At 66.9% G+C, this 17,883-nt stretch carries 18 protein-coding genes; 5 read left to right on the top strand and 13 right to left on the bottom strand.

Annotation, left to right across the window (positions count from 1 at the left end):
* Positions 1 to 215 precede the first annotated feature (215 nt).
* The gene (locus tag ASE83_RS13450; protein WP_156353111.1) at positions 216 to 1,001 is read left to right on the top strand and encodes a peptidase; all 786 of its coding nucleotides are present in this window, start codon (positions 216 to 218) and stop codon (positions 999 to 1,001) included.
* Between the two features lie 8 nt (positions 1,002 to 1,009).
* Here ASE83_RS13450 and ASE83_RS13445 read toward each other — a convergent pair whose 3' ends face one another.
* The 13 genes from ASE83_RS13445 to ASE83_RS13385 form a co-directional block, all read right to left on the bottom strand.
* On the bottom strand, positions 1,010 to 1,468 hold the full coding sequence (locus ASE83_RS13445; RefSeq protein ID WP_055791254.1) for a MaoC family dehydratase: 459 nt from the start codon (positions 1,466 to 1,468) through the stop codon (positions 1,010 to 1,012).
* Positions 1,469 to 1,547: 79 nt separating this feature from the next.
* Positions 1,548 to 2,648: a redox-regulated ATPase YchF gene (ychF, locus tag ASE83_RS13440; RefSeq protein WP_055790952.1), complete on the bottom strand. Its 1,101-nt coding sequence runs from the start codon at positions 2,646 to 2,648 to the stop codon at positions 1,548 to 1,550.
* Positions 2,649 to 2,713: 65 nt separating this feature from the next.
* Positions 2,714 to 3,298 carry a TIGR02466 family protein gene (locus ASE83_RS13435; RefSeq protein WP_055790948.1) on the bottom strand — a complete coding sequence of 195 codons (585 nt, stop codon included), beginning with the start codon at positions 3,296 to 3,298 and terminating at the stop codon, positions 2,714 to 2,716.
* Positions 3,299 to 3,336: 38 nt separating this feature from the next.
* On the bottom strand, positions 3,337 to 4,227 hold the full coding sequence (locus tag ASE83_RS13430; RefSeq protein WP_055790945.1) for an alpha/beta hydrolase family esterase: 891 nt from the start codon (positions 4,225 to 4,227) through the stop codon (positions 3,337 to 3,339).
* A 198-nt stretch (positions 4,228 to 4,425) separates the two neighbouring features.
* Entirely contained in the window at positions 4,426 to 6,237 is a 1,812-nt protein-coding gene (locus ASE83_RS13425) for a sensor domain-containing diguanylate cyclase (protein WP_082443341.1), read from the bottom strand.
* Positions 6,238 to 6,314: 77 nt separating this feature from the next.
* Positions 6,315 to 7,178: an AraC family transcriptional regulator gene (locus tag ASE83_RS13420; protein ID WP_055790940.1), complete on the bottom strand. Its 864-nt coding sequence runs from the start codon at positions 7,176 to 7,178 to the stop codon at positions 6,315 to 6,317.
* A gap of 240 nt (positions 7,179 to 7,418) precedes the next feature.
* Positions 7,419 to 7,985 (bottom strand): aminoacyl-tRNA hydrolase, encoded by a 567-nt coding sequence (gene pth, locus ASE83_RS13415; protein WP_055790937.1) that lies wholly within the window; start codon positions 7,983 to 7,985, stop codon positions 7,419 to 7,421.
* 345 nt (positions 7,986 to 8,330) lie between these two features.
* Positions 8,331 to 9,014, bottom strand: a complete 684-nt coding sequence (locus ASE83_RS13410; RefSeq protein ID WP_055791250.1) for a 50S ribosomal protein L25/general stress protein Ctc — start codon at positions 9,012 to 9,014, stop codon at positions 8,331 to 8,333.
* Between the two features lie 272 nt (positions 9,015 to 9,286).
* Positions 9,287 to 10,144, bottom strand: coding sequence for a TraB/GumN family protein (locus ASE83_RS13405; RefSeq protein WP_055790933.1), 858 nt, complete (start codon positions 10,142 to 10,144; stop codon positions 9,287 to 9,289).
* The gene (locus tag ASE83_RS13400) at positions 10,141 to 10,578 is read right to left on the bottom strand and encodes a hypothetical protein (protein WP_235515990.1); all 438 of its coding nucleotides are present in this window, start codon (positions 10,576 to 10,578) and stop codon (positions 10,141 to 10,143) included. The genes ASE83_RS13405 and ASE83_RS13400 overlap by 4 nt, the downstream gene beginning before the upstream one ends.
* Complete coding sequence (locus ASE83_RS13395; protein ID WP_055790927.1) at positions 10,571 to 10,771, bottom strand: helix-turn-helix transcriptional regulator; 201 nt, start codon at positions 10,769 to 10,771, stop codon at positions 10,571 to 10,573. Before ASE83_RS13395 ends, ASE83_RS13400 begins: the two co-directional genes overlap by 8 nt.
* Positions 10,768 to 11,193 (bottom strand): hypothetical protein, encoded by a 426-nt coding sequence (locus tag ASE83_RS13390; protein WP_055790923.1) that lies wholly within the window; start codon positions 11,191 to 11,193, stop codon positions 10,768 to 10,770. The genes ASE83_RS13395 and ASE83_RS13390 overlap by 4 nt, the downstream gene beginning before the upstream one ends.
* A 14-nt stretch (positions 11,194 to 11,207) precedes the next feature.
* Positions 11,208 to 11,390, bottom strand: coding sequence for a hypothetical protein (locus ASE83_RS13385; protein WP_055790920.1), 183 nt, complete (start codon positions 11,388 to 11,390; stop codon positions 11,208 to 11,210).
* Positions 11,391 to 11,604: 214 nt separating this feature from the next.
* Between ASE83_RS13385 and ASE83_RS13380 the strand changes: the two genes are divergently transcribed.
* From ASE83_RS13380 to ASE83_RS13365, 4 genes are all read left to right on the top strand, one after another.
* Positions 11,605 to 12,471 carry a glycine--tRNA ligase subunit alpha gene (locus ASE83_RS13380; protein WP_055791246.1) on the top strand — a complete coding sequence of 289 codons (867 nt, stop codon included), beginning with the start codon at positions 11,605 to 11,607 and terminating at the stop codon, positions 12,469 to 12,471.
* Complete coding sequence (gene glyS / locus ASE83_RS13375; protein WP_055790917.1) at positions 12,468 to 14,792, top strand: glycine--tRNA ligase subunit beta; 2,325 nt, start codon at positions 12,468 to 12,470, stop codon at positions 14,790 to 14,792. Before ASE83_RS13380 ends, glyS begins: the two co-directional genes overlap by 4 nt.
* 105 nt (positions 14,793 to 14,897) lie before the next feature.
* A complete protein-coding gene (ppdK, locus tag ASE83_RS13370) occupies positions 14,898 to 17,558 on the top strand; it encodes a pyruvate, phosphate dikinase (RefSeq protein ID WP_055790915.1) in 2,661 nt (886 codons plus the stop codon).
* Positions 17,555 to 17,761, top strand: coding sequence for a hypothetical protein (locus ASE83_RS13365; protein ID WP_055790912.1), 207 nt, complete (start codon positions 17,555 to 17,557; stop codon positions 17,759 to 17,761). The genes ppdK and ASE83_RS13365 overlap by 4 nt, the downstream gene beginning before the upstream one ends.
* The last annotated feature ends 122 nt before the right edge of the window (positions 17,762 to 17,883 follow it).

Here is a 17,883-nt window from a genome sequence, read left to right as displayed (position 1 = left end):
CGATGGGAGAACGACACCCCCTCTCGCGGTCGGCTGCAGTGGCTTACGGCTTCAACTGCTACGGACACGTCAGCCTGATACACGCCTGACAGCCTGCATTCAGGCGCGGGTGCTTAGCGGTGATGTCCTGCGCAGGAACCGGCGGTCCGTGCCGACCGTTGCTTGCCATCATCATCGGCGTCGCGCCCATGCCCGTCGCCTGCGGGAGCAAACGCATGTTTCATCGGCTGCGCGCAATCGTGCTGACCCTGGCCGCAGGGGCGGGCGTATCCGCCTGTGCTTATGGCGATTATGGCTATGGTGGGGTCGGCGTCGGCTATGCCTCGCCGGGATATTATGGTGGCGGCTATAATGGATATTATGACGGCTATGCCGGCGGGTTCGGCGATCCGTATTGGGGCTGGTTCGGCGACTATTATTATCCGGGCTCCGGCTATTACGTCTATGATCGCTATCGCCGTCCGTTTCGCTGGAACGACCGCCAGCGTTATTACTGGCAGCAGCGACGTGGCCAGTGGCGCGGCGGCTGGGGCGACGGGCGTCCGCGCTGGGATGGCTGGGATCGGCCGGGCTGGAACGATCGCCGCCCCGGCTTCGACGGCCGGCCCGGTTTCCAGAATGTCCCACGCGGCAGCAGCCAGTCTCCCTTGCCTGGGCGGCCGGAGGGCTGGCGCGGCGATCGGCGGCCGGGGTTCGACGACCGACGCGGGTTCGACAATGTCCCGCGCGGCAGCGGTCAGTCACCGGTGCCCGGTCAACCCGGCGGTTGGCGCGGGCGACCGGATGCAGGACCGGACCGCCGCCCCGGCTTCGATGGGCGTTCCGGCTTCCGCAACGTCCCGCGCGGCAGCAGCCAGTCGGCGATGCCGCCCCGACCGGAGAGGCCGTCCGCCGGCGCCGTGCGCGGGTTCGAACGACCCGAAGGCGTACGTCCGGGCGGCGGTCGCTTTCGTGGCCCCGAAGGGCGCGGCGGTGGGCGGAGACCACCCCGGTCGGAGTGATCGTTCGCTCAGCTTGACAGGGTAGCGGCCCGGGTGGCGATCAGGGCTTGCGAGATGAAGGTCATCACGACCTGATCGTCCTGATTGCGCACCGTAACCCGGCTGGCCACGCTTCCCATTTCCGGGCGGCTGGCGGAGGGTCGGGTCGACAGGACCTCCGTCTCGCATCGCAGCGTATCACCCGGATAGACCGGGCGGCGCCAGCGCAGTTCGTCGATCCCGGCTGCCCCCAGGCTGGCGACGGGATCGACCCGCCATTGTTCGACCAGCATCGCCATCGTCATCGCGCAACTATGCCAGCCGCTGGCCGCCAGCCGCCCGAAATGGGTCTGTGCCGCCGCCTCGTCCGACAGATGGAACGGCTGCGGATCATATTGCCGGGCGAAGTCGAGCACGGCCTCCCGCGTCACGGGATAGGAACCGAAGCGGGCGGTATCGCCGACGGCGATGTCTTCGAAATAGCGCATGGGACCAGTTTCAACCGGAAACCGGTCGACCGCAAGCCCCGACGCCGCGCCGATCTCCGGCACGGCGGCAGCGAAGGGATCAGACGTTGAAACGGAACAGCATCACGTCGCCGTCCTGGACCACATATTCCTTGCCTTCCGCGCGCAGCTTGCCTGCGTCGCGCGCGCCGCTTTCGCCCTTGCACGCAATATAATCGGGAAAGGCGATAGTTTCGGCACGGATGAAGCCGCGTTCGAAGTCGCTGTGGATCTCGCCTGCCGCCTGCGGCGCCTTGGCCCCGACCGATACGGTCCAGGCACGGGCTTCCTTCGGGCCGACGGTGAAGAAGGTGAGGAGCTGGAGCAGCGAATATCCGGCGCGGATCACGCGGGCCAGCCCGGTTTCCTTCAGCCCCAGGTCGGACAGGAATTCGGCCCGGTCGGCCGGCTCCATCGTCGCGATCTCCGCTTCGATCGCGGCCGACACGACGACCGCCTGCGCACCCTCCGCCTTCGCCTTTTCGAAGACCTTGGCCGACAGGTCGTTGCCCTCGGCAGCGTCCTCTTCGTTGACGTTACAGACGTAGAGGACCGGCTTGGCGGTCAGCAACTGCGCCTGCGCGAAGAAGCGTTCCTCTTCCTCGTCCTTGATCTCGGTCAGGCGGGCGGGCTTGCCTTCGCGCAGCAGGTCGAGCGCGCGGCTCAGCACGGCGGCGGCGACCTTGGCTTCCTTGTCGCCCTGCTGGCCCTTCTTGGCGAGGTTCGGCACGCGCTTTTCGAGCGATTCGAGGTCGGACAGCATCAGCTCGGTTTCGACCGTATCGGCATCGGCGATCGGATCGACGCGGTCGTCGACATGCTGGATGTCGTCATTCTCGAAGCAGCGCAGGACGTGGACGATCGCGTCTACTTCGCGGATATTGCCGAGGAACTGGTTGCCTAGCCCTTCGCCCTTCGACGCGCCGCGCACGAGGCCGGCGATGTCGACGAACGCCAGCTGCGTTTCGATCTTCTTGGCCGAACCGGCGATGTCGGACAGTGCGTCGAGCCGCGGGTCGGGCACGGCGACGTTACCGACATTCGGTTCGATCGTGCAGAAGGGATAGTTGGCCGCCTGTGCCGCCTGAGTCTGCGTCAGCGCGTTGAACAGGGTGGACTTGCCGACATTCGGCAGCCCGACGATACCGCAGCGAAAACCCACGTGATGCTATCCCGGAGACGATGGAAAGCCTGCGCCTTAGCCGCTGGCGACGGGCTTTGCAAAAGCTACCACCGATAGTTGAAGCTGACGCTGATCCGCTCGCCCTTGCCGGCATGGGGCATGACTTCGTGGCGGAGCCAGCTTTCCCACAGCAGCAGCGTGCCGGGTTGCGGCGCGACCGTCTCGAACGTGCCCGGCCGGGTGGGGGCGGCCATCAGCATCGGCAGCCGGGGGTCCTCGAACCGGATGCCGCCCGCGCCCTCGGGCACCGCGACATAGACGGTGCCGGAGACGACGCTGTGCGGGTGGAGGTGCCCCGAATGGCCGCCGCCGGGCTTCAGCAGGTTCACCCACAGGCTGTCGAGCTTCAGCTTGCGGCCGGCGAGGTCCATGCCGCACGCGGCGGCGAACATCGCGACATGGCGGTCGAGCACGCGTTTCAGGTCGGCGAAGACCGGATCGCGCATCGGCAGGTCGTTGAGCGACGCGTAGGAGGTATAGCCGCGATAGCCATGCTCCTTCGACCAGCGGCGGCCGGCCATGTCGTCCTCGGCCAGCGCGCGGACCGAGGCGTCGAGATCGGCGACCAGCGCGGCGTCGGGCAGGCTGGCTTCATGGAGATGGGTGGGGAAAAGGGTGCGGACGGTCATGGTCGCGGCTTGGCCGATCGGGAACGCTTTGGAAAGGGTCAGCGGCGGTGCTGCGACAGGAAGGCCCACAGCGCGTCGTTGTCTACGACCCAGCTATGGCCGCCGCCGACGGTGATCCGTCCGGCTACGTCCGCGCCGCCCCGGCAGGCGGTATAGCGCTCCTCATAGACCTTCGGCGCGACCCAGCGGGTGGTGGGGGCGGCGGTGCAGCCGTTGAGGGCCGCCCAGCGCTGTTCGGCGGCGTGCATGGTGTAGGACCAGTATTTCGTACCGCCGCCCTGGATCGGGTTGGTGGTGTCGGCGTCGCCGGCAAAGGTGATGACGGGCATCGGCCGCGACGGGCGGCAGGTCGCGGGATCGGGGCGGGCGGGGTCGCTGGCCAGCGGATTGCCGGCGCGCAGACCTACGACGGGGGCGATCGCGGCGAAGCGCTCGGCGGCGACGCAGCCGAGCCACGAGGTCATGCGCCCACCGCCCGACAGGCCGGTGGCATAGACCCGCGCCGGATCGACGCAGCCCTGCGTGGCAAGCTGATCGATCGTCGCGCCGATAAAAGCCACATCGTCGGGTGCGTCGGGACCGGGAATATTGCCCGCGACGGTGGGGACGCCGGGAATGTTCCAGACGAAGCCCTTGTCATGGACGATGCCGGCGTCGGGGGCGACGACGATGAAGCCGTGACGATCGGCGGCATCGGCCAGGTTCGAATCGCGCAGCATCGCCGCACCGGTCCCACCGCTGCCATGGAGCAGGATGACCAGCGGGGCGGGGGTGTCGGGCATCTGCCCGCGCGGAAGGTGGACCAGCACCGACCGGTTGCCGACTGCCATCCGCGCATCGCCGGTCAGGGGGCAGCGGGGTGCGGCCTGTGCAACGGTGCCGGTAAGCAGGAGCAACAGGAAGACGAGAATTTGCAATGGTTTGGCCATGGACCTCCTTCTATCGGACCGACCGCCAAGGGGGCAAGGCGGCGTCAAAGTTCACAAAGTTCACACTCGCACCATGTTCGTGGCGCACCCGGTCCGGCACGCTGCGGCGCACGGGATGGGGGCGGGACAGGGGAGCATGACGAAGGCGGGTCGTGTAGGAAAGCCCCGTTGCCACCGGTCCGTGGGGAGCGGTTTCCGTCAGGCGGCGAGGCGCAGCGTGTTACGGCCCTCGTGCTTGGCGGCGTAGAGCGCCTGATCGGCCCGGCGCAGCAACGCCTCGCCCGTCTCGCCCGCCAGCCGTTCGGCGACGCCCACGCTGATCGTCACCGGCGGATGATGGTTGCCCTTCTCGATCGCGGCGCGAACCCGCTCGGCGATCCGCAGTGCGACGGTGGCGGTGGTGTCGGGCAGGATCAGGACGAACTCCTCGCCCCCGAACCGGCCGATGACGTCCGCCTTGCGCAGTTCGTCGGCGGCCATCCGGGCGACGCGCCGCAGCACCTGATCGCCGGTCGCATGGCCATGGCGGTCGTTGACCTGTTTGAAATGATCGATGTCGAAGATCGCGATCGATACAGGACCGCCATCGACGTCCGCGGTCGACACCGCCAGTTCCAAGGCGGTCATGGTCCGGCGGCGATTGGCGATCCCGGTCAACTGGTCGGTTTCGGCCATGATCGTCGCCAGGCGTGCGGCTTCCTCTGCCCGGACCCGTGCGTCGTTGAGCAGCGTTTCGTGCGCGACCTGAACGGTGACGTCCCGGGTGATGCCGAACAGGCAGAACGAGCCATCGTCGTTGATCCGGTCGATCTCGCCACGGGAAAAGACCTGGCGCACCTCCCCATCGGGGCGGACGATGCGCGCGCGAAATTCGAAGCCCGCATGGTTCGCGATCGCATGATCGATATGGCGGGTCACCATCGCCCGGTCGTCGGGATGATAGGCCGCCAGCGCGGAGACGAACGTCGGCGGCATGGTGTCGGGAATGCCGTGAATGCGGAACACCCCTTGCGACCAGGTGACCCGTTGCCGGCCCGTGTCCAGCCGCCAATGGCCGACTTCCGCCGCGCTTTCGGCGAGTTCGAGCAGCCGCATCTTTTCGGCAAGCCGCGCGAGCAGCCGGTCGCGCGCCGCCAGCAGCGTGGCGATCGGCAGCGATGCGGCAAAGGTCGTCAACAGATAGCATTGCAGCAACAGGCTGCGTTGCAGCGGTCCGATATCGTCCTGCGCGATCGGTCCGATGCCCAGCGTCATGGCGGAGGTCGACACGATGGCGACGATCAGCACGCCCCCCGCCGCGCCGAGCGGACCGACCCAGAACACCGCGAGCAGCACCGCCAGCATCGGCACGAACAGCGGCGGATAGGTCGATTGGGCAAAGGTCACCGCCGAGACGACCGCGATCAGCGTGAAGACCGCCATCGTCGTCGCGAGCGATTTCGGCACGGCCCAGGTGCGGGGGCGGTGCAGCGCCCGTCCGAAGATGAGGATCACCGGGGTCACGACGAAGATGCCGAGCAGATCGGTCGACAGCCATGACAGCCAGAACAGAAACAGCCGGTCCGATGCGGCGATCACTGTCGTCGAGGCGATCATCGCGCTCAGCATCGCACCGGCGATGGTGGCACCGCCAAACCGCAGCAGGCCCTGCCGGTCGAAGAAGGACGTGCCGCCCCTGCCGCCACGCCGCAGCAGCCATGCCGCGAGCGTGGATTCGCCGATATTGGCGACGGCAAAGGTAAGCGCGGTCAGCGGCGGGTTGCCCGCAACCAGATTGGCCACGACCGCCCCCATGGCTGCCGCCGCGACGTGCCACGCGATCCGGTGACGCGGCGCGAGCAGCAGGACCGCGAGCAAGATCCCGCTGGGCGGCCACAAGGTCGCGATACCGTCATTGCCCAGCGTGAGTTTCAACGACGCGACGGCAGCCAGGAAATAGACACTTCCCGATGCGACCGGAAGGATCGCGGAACGTACCGCACGCACAACAGAAACAACGCGTCGAACCATGCGAAGACACTGATCCGCATTGGTTAAAGCTTCTTGGTGGTTGCTCGGCCCGATCTGTACCGTTCGCCGTGCGGCCGCTATCGCAGCGGCAGGAACAGGTCGGTAACCGCGTCGTGTTCCGCCACGTCCGGAAAGAAACGGACCCGTTGGCAGAAGAGCGGGAAGTCGCGCAGTTCCTCGCCACTCTCGGGCAGCCAGTCGCGATAGAGGTGGAGTGCGGGTGCTTCGAGGTCGTCGGCGCGACCGGTGATACGCACCACCGCGCAACGGCCGCCGGGGATCAGGCCGATGGTCACCCCCTCTTCGACCGAAACGTCGCGGTCGGTGGCGACGCACAGGTCGATGCGGACCGGCCCCGCGGCCATGGCCTGCGGATCGCTGTGAAAGATGTTGAAGGTCGCGCCCTCCGATGGAGGCAGGCGGTTCGCGCGCCGCCAGGCGATGAACCGGCGGATGGTGTCGCCGATGCCCGTCATGTCGCCGACATGCGACAGGAACGCGATGCGGGTGTCGGGGAAATCGCGGATGGTGACGTCATAGCTGGGCATGGATCGGTTCCTTGCATGATCCAGCGGCAGGAGCGCCGCGCGCCACGGTGCCCAGTCGGGCACGGAACGGAACGATGACGGCGACTGCCCGAAATGCCGGCGAAAGGCGCGGGCAAAGGCATCGGGCGCATCGTAACCGGCATCCAGCGCGACGTCGGTGACGCGCTCGCCATGAAAGGCGAGGCGGTGCGACGCGCGCTGCAACCGGGCAAGCTGGACATAGCGATGTACGGTGAGGCCAAAGGTCGCGACGAACTGGCGATGGAAATGATATTTGGAAAAGGCCGCGACCGCGCTGATCGAAGCGAGGTCGAGTTCGTCGTCCAGATGCCGGTCGATATGGTCGAGCGCGCGCTGCATCCGGTCGTGATAGGGGGAGGCGTTCGCCGTCATGTCCGTTCCTTGTGTGGCATGGACATATGCGCGCGGGAAGGGCGGGGGCGCTCGACCGATCTTGCGGAGTTTGGGGGATACTGGACCGATCCCCCCCGCATACGTCACCCCAGCGCAGGCCGGGGTCTAGCAGTTGGTGACCACGGCGTCCGATCATGACCAGACCCCAGCCTGCGCTGGGGTGACGCCTGGGGCAGCAGGAGCGTGGCGCAGGGAACGAGGGCAGCAGGTGTCGACCCGTCACCCCATCCGCCGCGCCACCTCGTTCATGAAGCGCACATCGTCGTTCGCCGCCAGCCATGGCGCCTCCGCCGCGACCGCGCCCAGCAGGTCGGTGAGGTCATCCAGCTCGGCCTTGGCGAAATTGCCCAGCACGTAGGGCGTCACCCGGTCCTTGTGTCCCGGATGACCGATGCCCAGGCGGATGCGGCGAAAGTCCGGCCCGATATGCGCATCGGTCGAACGCAGGCCGTTATGCCCGGCATGGCCGCCGCCGACCTTCACCTTCAGCTTGAACGGCGCAAGGTCCAGTTCGTCATGGAACACGGTGACGTCGGCGGGCGTCAGCTTGTAGAAGCGCATCGCCTCGCCGACCGATCGCCCGCTTTCGTTCATCCAGGTGCCGGGTTTCAGCAGAAGTATCTTCTGCGTGCCGATGCGCCCTTCCTGTACCCAGCCCTGGAAGGCGCGTTTCGGCGCGGCGAAGCCATGGACTTCGGCGATCGCATCGACGGCCATGAAGCCGATATTGTGGCGATGCATCGCATATTGCGGGCCGGGATTTCCCAGGCCGGTCCAGAGCTGCATTGGCGGGTCCTTCGGGGTGGCGAGATCGGTGCGGACGCCTGTAGCCCTAACCGTCATTCCGGCGAAGGCGGGAATCCATTGCCGCAACGGCTATGGATCAAGACGCTGGCGTTGCGTGTATGGGTCCCCGCCTGCGCGGGGACGACGGGGCGGCGCGCGCAGTTCGTGACCATCGTCATTCCGGCGTAGGCCGGAATCCATTGTGTCGGGTGGCATCGATCGATCCGCGACGTGGCCGTGTCCATGGATCCCGGCCTTCGCCGGGATGACGCGCCTCCTCAACGCAAAAGGGAGCGGGACGGCATGGCCATCCCGCTCCCCGAAGCGGCACGAAGGCAGGGCGGATCAGCCCTCGGCCTTGTCCTCGCCTTCGGCGTCGGCCTCTTCGGCCTCGGCAGCGGCTTCGGCCGACTGCGCTTCGGCGACTTCGGCGTCGAGCGCTTCGTCCTCGGCGGTCGGGACCGTCGGCGGCACGATGGTGGCGACGGTGAAATCGCGGTCCTCGACGGCCGGTTCGGCACCGTTCGGCAGCGACACTTCCGAGATGTGGATCGAGTCGCCGACTTCGCGGCCGGTCAGGTCGACGACGATCTCGGTCGGGATGTTCGACGCTTCGACCACCAGTTCGATTTCGTGACGAACGACGTTCAGCACGCCGCCGGCACGCTTGATGCCGGGCGCGTCGTCTTCGTTGGTGAACACCACCGGGACCGCGACGGTGACGGTCGCGTTCTTCGAGATGCGCAGGAAATCGACATGGATCGGCTGGTCGGTGACGACGTCGAAGGCGACGTCCTTGGCCAGCGTGCGGACCTTCGTGCCGCCGACATCGACCATGATGACCGAGTTCATGAAGTGGCCGGTCATCAGCTGCTTCATCAGTTCGCGGGCGTTCAGGTGAATGCCCTGCGGGTCCTGCTTGTTGCCATAGATCACGGCGGGGACGCGGCCATCGCGACGCAGGGCACGGGAGGCTCCCTTGCCTACCCGATCGCGCGTCTCGGCCGACAGGTGCAGCGTGTCGCTCATCATGTCTTCCTTGAATGCTTGGTTTCTGTGTCTTGCGCGGCCGGGCCTCCAGGGATGACCCCGGCACGAACAAGCGCGGGCGCATAGGGGAGTTCGGGGGGAAAGGCAAGGTTTGGGGAGCGATCAAGCCACCCCGTTCGTGCTGAGTAGGGGCTGAGCTTGTCGAAGACCCGTATCGAAGCACCTGTGGCAGTCCTTCGATACGCCCCTTCGACAAGCTCAGTGGCTACTCAGGACGAACGGTGGGGCGGGAGCGGTAAACACGGCGGGGACTATCGCACCCGCGTCACCTCCACCCCCAGCGCCTGCAACCGCGCCTGCACGCTGCCCGGCCCCGCCAGATGCCCCGCACCGACCGCGACGAACCGTGTCCCCGGTTGGCGCATCCACTGCGCGATTCTACCCGCCCACGCTGCGTTGCGCCGGTCGAGCAGTGCGGTCCGCACCGCCGGGCCGGCCGCGTCCATGTCGTTCGCCAGCAGCCGGTCGAGCGTCGCGACGTCGCCCCGGCCCCATGTCGCGACGATCCGGTCCATCGCCGGCACGGGATCGGGATCGGCCAGGACGCGGGTGAGCATCGTGCGCTGCGCCGGTTGCGGCAGGGCGGCGAAGATATCGAGTTGCCTGTCGAGCGTCTCCAGCGGTTCGATCGCGGTGTCGCTGCGCCCGGCCAGCGTCGCGAGCAGCGTTTCGGGCGCGGGGGCGGGGCTGTAGCCGGCACGGGCGAGCGGTTGCGCGGCGAGCGTCGTCGCCGCGAACCACGGGTCGGTCGCGTCGAAGGCATTGGCCGGAAAGCCCAGTTCATGCGCACGCTTACGCAGGCGTCGGTCGAGGTCGGGGGGCAGCGGGGCCGGCTTGGCAGGCGTGGCCTTGACCAGCGCACTGGTCATCGCGTCGGGCGTGGTCGGGGCGATTTCGAGCGTCAGCGTGTCGCTGTCGGCAAAGGCCCGCGCGACCGCTCCGGTCAGCCACGGCGTACCGGGACGCAACTGATGCACCGTGCCGAACAGCCAGACCGTCGTGTCGGCGTCGCGCGCGACCCACAGCGCCGGGGCCAGCGCCGCCGGCGCCGCGACCGGGCTGGCGAGCGACAGCCAACCGAACAGCGCGGCGGCGACCCGGACGATCATCTGCGCAGGCGCTGGACGATGCGGGTGACGACCAGCGCGGCGATGGCGAGGCTCCAGCCGATCATCGCCGGATTGGACAATGCCAGCGGCTTTGCCGCCAGTGACAGCACCGGCAGTGCGATCAGCGCGACGACCCCGGTGATCGCCGCCGCGTCGGTCATCTGTTGCCGTTCGACCTCATCGGCGTTGCGCCAGATGCGCAGGTTGAACACCAGTGCGCCCAGCATCGCGATGGCGATGGCGATATAGCCGGCATGATCGCGGGTGTGGACCGTCCGCGCGGGATCGGCGACCTCGCTATACCCCTCGACGATGCCCAGTACGAACGTCGTGACCAGCGGCGCAAGCGCGACCACTGCGATAGCCGCCGCGACCCATTTCCATCGCCGCCACCGGCGTTGCCGTTCGCGTGCGGTGCCCCAATCCTCAACCATCGACGTCATCCTCGAAAATCTGCTCGATCGGCAGGTCGAACAACCGGCTCATGCGGAAGGCGAGCGGTAGCGACGGGTCGTGCTTGCCGGTTTCGATCGCGTTCACCGCCTGTCGCGACACATCGAGCCGCCCGGCCAGTTCGGCCTGGCTCCAGTCGCGTTCCGCGCGCAGGATCTTCAGCCGGTTCTTCATGCGTCCAGACGTCGCCGGGCGAACATCGTCAAACCGGTGGCGACCGCCAGCAGCCAGACCAGGAGCGCCGCGCCGCCCTTCAGCAGGTCGAGGAAAATGGTCGGGGGAACCAGCAGGAGCAGCACCGCGCCGGCACCCGCGATGCTCTCGACCATTCGTTGCCGTTCGAACTCGTCGCTCAACCGGTACAGGCGGAGTGCGCCGACGATCGCGACGGCAATCGCCGTGATCCAGAAGGCGACAGGTATCCAGATCGGGAAGCGCCCTTCCGGCATCGCGCCACCCGCAGCGGCGTAATGCCGCGCACCGAAATGCAGCGCGAAGGGCAGGGCGGCCAGCAATGCTCCCGTCCCCGCGATCCACATCATCCGACGGCGCGCGCGGGTGGCCGCACGGTTTTCGCCCCAACGGTCCTGCGGCATGTTTCCCTCCGCCCTCAACGCCACGACAGCGAGACCGCCGCATCGCCTAGCTGCGCGGCAAAGGCGACACCGCCGGTCGTGGCGATCGGTGCGGCGACCGGCGCGGCCCGTTCGGGGCGGTCGGCCGCCATGGCGGCGACGGCGGCGCACAGCGCGACGACGAACAGCGCGTGGCGACGGGTGTCGGGACAGAGCATCGCTTGGGCCTTCCATGTCAATTATGGACGACAATGTGTCGTGTTTACCTGACTATGTATCCGCTGATTTGCGCTTTGTGTCAATACTACCTGACATGATGTCGCTTAGACCTGACATGCGGTTCGCTTGACCGGCGCTCGACGATGCGGCTAGGCGCGGGGCATCTCCGCATTCAAAGGCGAAACCATGTCCGCCCCGCTCAGCTTCCAGAAAATGATCCTGACGCTCCACGACTATTGGAGCGACAAGGGCTGCGTCATCCTGCAACCCTATGACATGCGCATGGGGGCGGGGACGTTCCACCCGGCGACGACGCTGAAGGCGCTGGGGCCGGAGCCGTGGAACGCCGCGTTCGTCCAGCCGTCGCGTCGGCCGACCGACGGGCGTTATGGCGAGAACCCCAACCGCCTGCAGCATTATTACCAGTATCAGGTGATCCTGAAACCCAGCCCGCCGAATTTGCAGGAACTGTATCTGGGGTCGCTGGCGGCGATCGGCATCGACTTTACCCAGCACGACATCCGCTTCGTCGAGGACGACTGGGAATCGCCGACGCTGGGCGCATGGGGCCTGGGCTGGGAAGTGTGGTGCGACGGGATGGAAGTCACCCAGTTCACCTATTTCCAGCAGATGGGCGGGTTCGACTGCAAGCCGGTCGCGGGCGAGCTGACCTACGGCCTCGAACGCCTGGCGATGTATATCCAGGACAAGGACAGCGTGTACGACCTGGCGTTCAACGATGCCGGCGTGACCTATGGCGACGTGTTCCTCGAAAACGAGCGGCAGATGTCGAAATGGAATTTCGAGGTCGCCGATACCGACGGCCTGTTCGATCTGTTCAAAAAGGCGGCGGCGGAGTGCGAGAATGCGTTGGCCCATGACGTGCCGATCGCGGCGTACGAACAGGCGATCGAGGCGAGCCATGTGTTCAACCTGCTCAACGCGCGCGGCGTGATCTCCGTCGCGGAGCGGCAGGCCTATATAGGCCGCGTGCGCGATCTGGCGAAGGCCAGTTGCGCGAAGTTTATCGAGACGCAGACGCCCAGATGGCAGGCGAAGTTTCCGGGGTGGGTGGCATGACCGATTTTCTGCTCGAACTGCGCAGCGAGGAAATTCCCGCGCGAATGCAGGCCAAGGCTAGAGAGGACCTGCAAAAGCTGTTCGTCGCCGAACTGGGCAAGGCCGGCATCGCCGCGCCGCGCATCGCCACCTATGCGACGCCGCGCCGCCTGACGCTGATCGCGCATGATCTGCCGGAAGCGACCAAGCCGGTGCGCGAAGAGGTGAAGGGGCCGCGTGCCTCCGCCCCGCCACAGGCGCTGGAGGGGTTCCTGCGCAAGACCGGCCTGACCCGCGAGGCGCTGACCGAGCGCGATGGCGTGTTGTTCGCGGTGACCGAGGTGCCGGGACGCGAGACGGCGACGGTTCTCGCCACCGCGATCCCCGCCATCGTGCGCGCCTTCCCGTGGCCCAAGTCGATGCGCTGGGGCGCGGCGTCGCTCAGCCCGGAGTCCCCGCGCTGGGTGCGGCCGTTGCAGGGGATCGTCGCGTTGTTCGGGGACGCTGTGGTGCCGTGCGAAGTGGCTGGCGTGACCAGCGGCGCGGAGACGATGGGGCATCGGTTCCATCACGACGGCCCGGTGACGATCACGTCGGCGGACAGCTATGTCGAGACGCTGCGCGACGCCCATGTCATCGTCGACCAGAATGAGCGCGCGGCGATCATCGCGGTGGGCGCGAAGATGGCGGCGCAGGGCGCGGGGCTGGTGCTGGTCGAGGATGAGGGGCTGCTGGCGGAGAATGCCGGCCTGACCGAATGGCCGGTGCCGCTGCTCGGCCGGTTCGACGAAGCGTTCCTCGCCGTGCCGCCCGAGGTGATTCAGCTCACCGCGCGGGTGAACCAGAAGTACTTCGTGTGCCGCGACGGCGCGGGGCAGTTGGCCAATGCGTTCGTCTGCACCGCCAATATCGACGCGGCGGACGGCGGCGAGCGGATCGTCGCGGGCAATGCCAAGGTGCTGGCGGCGCGGCTGTCGGATGCCCAGCACTTCTGGGAAGAGGATCAGTGGAACCACGAGGGACTTGGGACTGAACGCCGACGTACTACCCGTAAGCGTTTGGATGACCAACTGCCGAAGCTCGAAAAGATCGTGTTCCACGAGAAGCTGGGCACCGTCGCCGATAAGGTCGATCGGGTGGCGAAGCTCGCGCGGTGGCTGGTGGAGAGTGGTGTCGTCAAGAACGCCGATCCGGCCCACGCCGAACGCGCTGCGCGGCTGGCCAAGGCCGATCTGGTCACCGGCATGGTCGGCGAGTTCCCCGAATTGCAAGGGCTGATGGGCGGCTATTATGCCGCTTCGCAGGGCGAGCCGGTGGAAGTCGCCGAGGCGGTGCGCGATCATTACAAGCCGGTCGGGCAGGGGGATGATGTTCCCAATGCGCCGGTGACGGTGGCCGTGGCGTTGGCGGACAAACTGGATACGCTTGTCGGATTTTTTCTAGCGAACGAAATGCCTTCCGGATCGCGCGATCCATTTGCGTTACGTCGCGCGGCGCTTGGTGTTCTTCGGCTAATCACGTCGAACCATTTACGTTTGACCTTGGCGGAAGTGTTTGTCATTTCGATGACGCTTAACGCCCAAGCAGTCTTTAGATCAGACAACCCTTCACTTGTCAGGCGGCAAAAGGTTCGTTTTGCCATAGATGCGTTCTTTGAAAAGCGTCACAACGCTTTAGTGCGACAAAAGTTGTTCGAGCTTGGTATCGAAAACCTAATAGAAGCTACTGAACGGACGAAGAATACGCTTCCCGACTTCTTCGCCGACCGCCTCAAAGTCCAGCAACGCGAAGCCGGCGTCCGCCACGACCTGATCGACGCGGTGTTCGCACTGGGCGGCGAGGACGATCTCGTCCGCCTGCTCGCCCGCGTCCATGCGCTCCAAGCCTTCGTCACGACCGAGGACGGCGCGAACCTGCTCGCGGGGTACAAGCGCGCGGCGAATATCCTGAAGAAGGAAGCGCCGGGCACCAGCAGGCACATCGCCGAAACCGGCGAGGAAGACCCGCTGTCGATGGTCGAGGACCCCGACTTCGCGCCCGTCGTCGCCGAACTGGCGCGGGCCGAGCGGGAAGCGAACGACTATGATCGCGAGCCGGCCGAGGCGGCGTTGATCGCGGCGCTCGACGCGGCCGAGCCGCAGGCGGAACAGGCCATCGCGGCGGAGGATTTCGCCGGGGCGATGGCCGCGCTCGCCACCTTGCGCGCGCCGATCGACGCCTTTTTCACCGACGTCACGGTCAACGATGCCGACCCGCACAAGCGCACCGCGCGGCTGGCATTGCTGGCACGGGTCCGCGATGCGGTACACCGGGTAGCCGATTTTTCTAAAATCGAGGGCTGACCTGTCGGTTTAACCCGTTTAACGGGGGCGGCGACGGCAAGGTGATTCGTCGCCCGCCGATACCAACCCCGTGGCCCCGATGGCCCCGGAAACAAGGGAACGACTATGACGCAGTATGTCTATCGGTTCGGCGGCGGGGTTTCGGACGGAGGGTCGGGCGACAAGACGCTGCTGGGCGGCAAGGGCGCGAACCTGGCGGAAATGGCGTCGATCGGCCTGCCGGTGCCGCCGGGCTTCACCATCGCGACGACGATGTGCACGCGCTATTACGAGGAGGGCGAGCGCTTTCCCGACAGCCTGCGCGATGAAGTGGCGACCGGGATCGCGCATATCGAGGGGATCACCGGCAAGCGCTTCGGCGATGACGCCGACCCGCTGCTGGTGTCGGTTCGCTCGGGCGCGCGGGTGTCGATGCCGGGGATGATGGACACGGTGCTGAACCTCGGCCTCAACGACCGGACGGTCGAGGGGCTGGCGAGCGTGTCGGACGACGCGCGGTTCGCGTGGGACAGCTATCGCCGCTTCATCCAGATGTATTCGGACGTCGTGCTCGAACTCGACCATGGCCGGTTCGAGGAAGCGCTGGAGATCGCGAAGGAAGATCGCGGCTATTATCTCGACACCGACCTGACCGCCGACGACTGGCGCGCGCTGGTCGCCCAGTACAAGGACATCGTCGTCGAACTGTGGGGCAAGCCGTTCCCGCAGGACGTGCACGACCAGCTCTGGGGCGCGATCGGCGCGGTGTTCGGGTCGTGGCAGGCGGACCGGGCCAAGGTCTATCGCCGGTTGAACGACATTCCGGGCGACTGGGGCACGGCGGTCAACGTGCAGGCGATGGTGTTCGGCAATATGGGCGACACGTCGGCGACCGGCGTCGCCTTCACCCGCGATCCGTCGACCGGCGCGAACGCCTATTATGGCGAATTCCTCATCAACGCGCAGGGCGAGGACGTGGTTGCGGGCATCCGCACGCCGCAATATCTGACGACCGCGGCGCGCGCGGCGGCGAACGCCAAGCCGCTGTCGATGGAGGAGGCGATGCCCGACGCCTATGGCGAACTGGCCGCCGTGTTCGACCGGCTGGAGCGGCATTACCGCGACATGCAGGACATCGAATTCACGGTGCAGCAGGGCAAGCTGTGGATGCTGCAGACCCGCTCGGGCAAGCGCACCGCCAAGGCCGCGCTGAAGATCGCGGTCGACATGGCCGAAGAGGGCCTCATCACCCGCGAGGAAGCGATCCTGCGCGTCGATCCGCAGGCGCTGGACCAGCTGCTCCACCCGACGCTGGACCCGCAGGCGAAGCGCGACGTGCTGACCAAGGGGCTGCCGGCGTCGCCCGGTGCCGCCAGCGGTATCGCGGTATTCGACAGCGACACCGCCGAGCGTCGCGCCAATGCCGGCGACGCGGTGATCCTGATCCGCACCGAAACCTCGCCGGAGGATATTCACGGGATGCACGCGGCGCGCGGCATCCTGACCGCACGCGGCGGCATGACCAGCCACGCAGCGGTCGTGGCGCGCGGCATGGGTCGGCCGTGCGTGTCGGGGGCCGGCAGCATCGCGATCGATGCGAAGGCGGGCGTGATGAAGGTCGCCGGCCGCGAGATTCGCGAGGGCGACATCGTGACGATCGACGGCGCGACCGGTGAGGTGATGGCGGGCGCGGTCGCGACCGTGCAGCCCGAACTCGCCGGTGATTTCGGCACGCTGATGGAATGGGCCGATGGCGTCCGCCGCCTGAAGGTGCGGACCAACGCCGAAACCCCGCTCGATTGCCGCACCGCGCGCGATTTCGGCGCGGAGGGCATCGGGCTGTGTCGCACCGAGCATATGTTCTTCGAACAGTCGCGCATCACCGCCGTGCGCCAGATGATCCTGGCGGAGGACGAGGCCGGGCGGCGCGCGGCGCTGGAGCGGTTGCTGCCCGAACAGCGCAGTGATTTCGTCGAGATTTTCGAGGTGATGGTCGGGCTACCCTGCACCATCCGTCTGCTTGACCCGCCGCTGCACGAATTCCTGCCGCATCAGGAAGCCGAGTTCGCCGAAGTGGCGCAGGCGGCCGGCATCGCCGTCGACCAGCTCAAGCGCCGCGCGGCGGAACTGCACGAGTTCAATCCGATGCTGGGCCATCGCGGCTGTCGCCTCGGCGTGACCTATCCCGAAATCTACGAGATGCAGGCGCGCGCGATCTTCGAGGCGGCGGTGATCGTCGCCGAGAAGTCGGGCGAGGCGCCGATTCCGGAGGTCATGATCCCGCTGGTCGGCACCAAGCGCGAGCTGGAATTGATGAAGACGGTGGTCGACAAGGCGGCGGAAGCCGTGTTCGCCGACAAGGGCCGCCGGATCGAATATCTGGTCGGCACGATGATCGAACTGCCGCGCGCCGCGCTCAAGGCCGGCGAGATTGCCGAGGCCGGGCAGTTCTTCTCGTTCGGGACCAATGACCTGACGCAGACGACGCTGGGCGTCAGCCGCGACGATGCCAGCCGCTTCTTGGGCGTCTATGTCGAAAAGGGCATCTATGCCCGCGACCCGTTCGTCTCGATCGATGTCGAAGGCGTGGGTGAACTGATCGAACTGGCCGCCGAGCGCGGGCGCAAGACGCGTCCCGACATCAAGCTGGGCATCTGCGGCGAACATGGCGGTGACCCGGCGTCGATCGCCTTCTGCGAGAAGGTCGGGCTGGATTACGTCTCGGCCAGCCCGTACCGCGTGCCGATCGCGCGGCTGGCGGCGGCGCAGGCGGCGCTCGCCAAATGAACGCCGCGCCGTTCAGCGACCGCCCGCGCGTGACCCGCGATGGGTATGATCGGATCGGGCCGTTCCACCCGGCATTCGTGTGGGGCGCGGTGATCGTGATCGACCTGATCGTGATCGTCGCGCTGCTGCTGGCGGTGACCAAGATCGGTGACAAGGTCGAGGACGTGGTGTTCCCCGGCGGAACCGAATGGGTGACGTTCTAGGCCGGATCGACATTCATCTATTCCCGGTTCGGTATCGGAAGAGCCGCCTTATGGTCGTCACCCCGGATCAAGTCCGGGGTGACGGGATAGGGTATCGGTTCCGTCGGCTCCTATGCCTATCG

Source organism: Sphingomonas sp. Leaf32 (genome assembly GCF_001421765.1).
Lineage (GTDB): Bacteria > Pseudomonadota > Alphaproteobacteria > Sphingomonadales > Sphingomonadaceae > Sphingomonas.
This window is presented reverse-complemented; position numbering and strand designations above follow the sequence as displayed.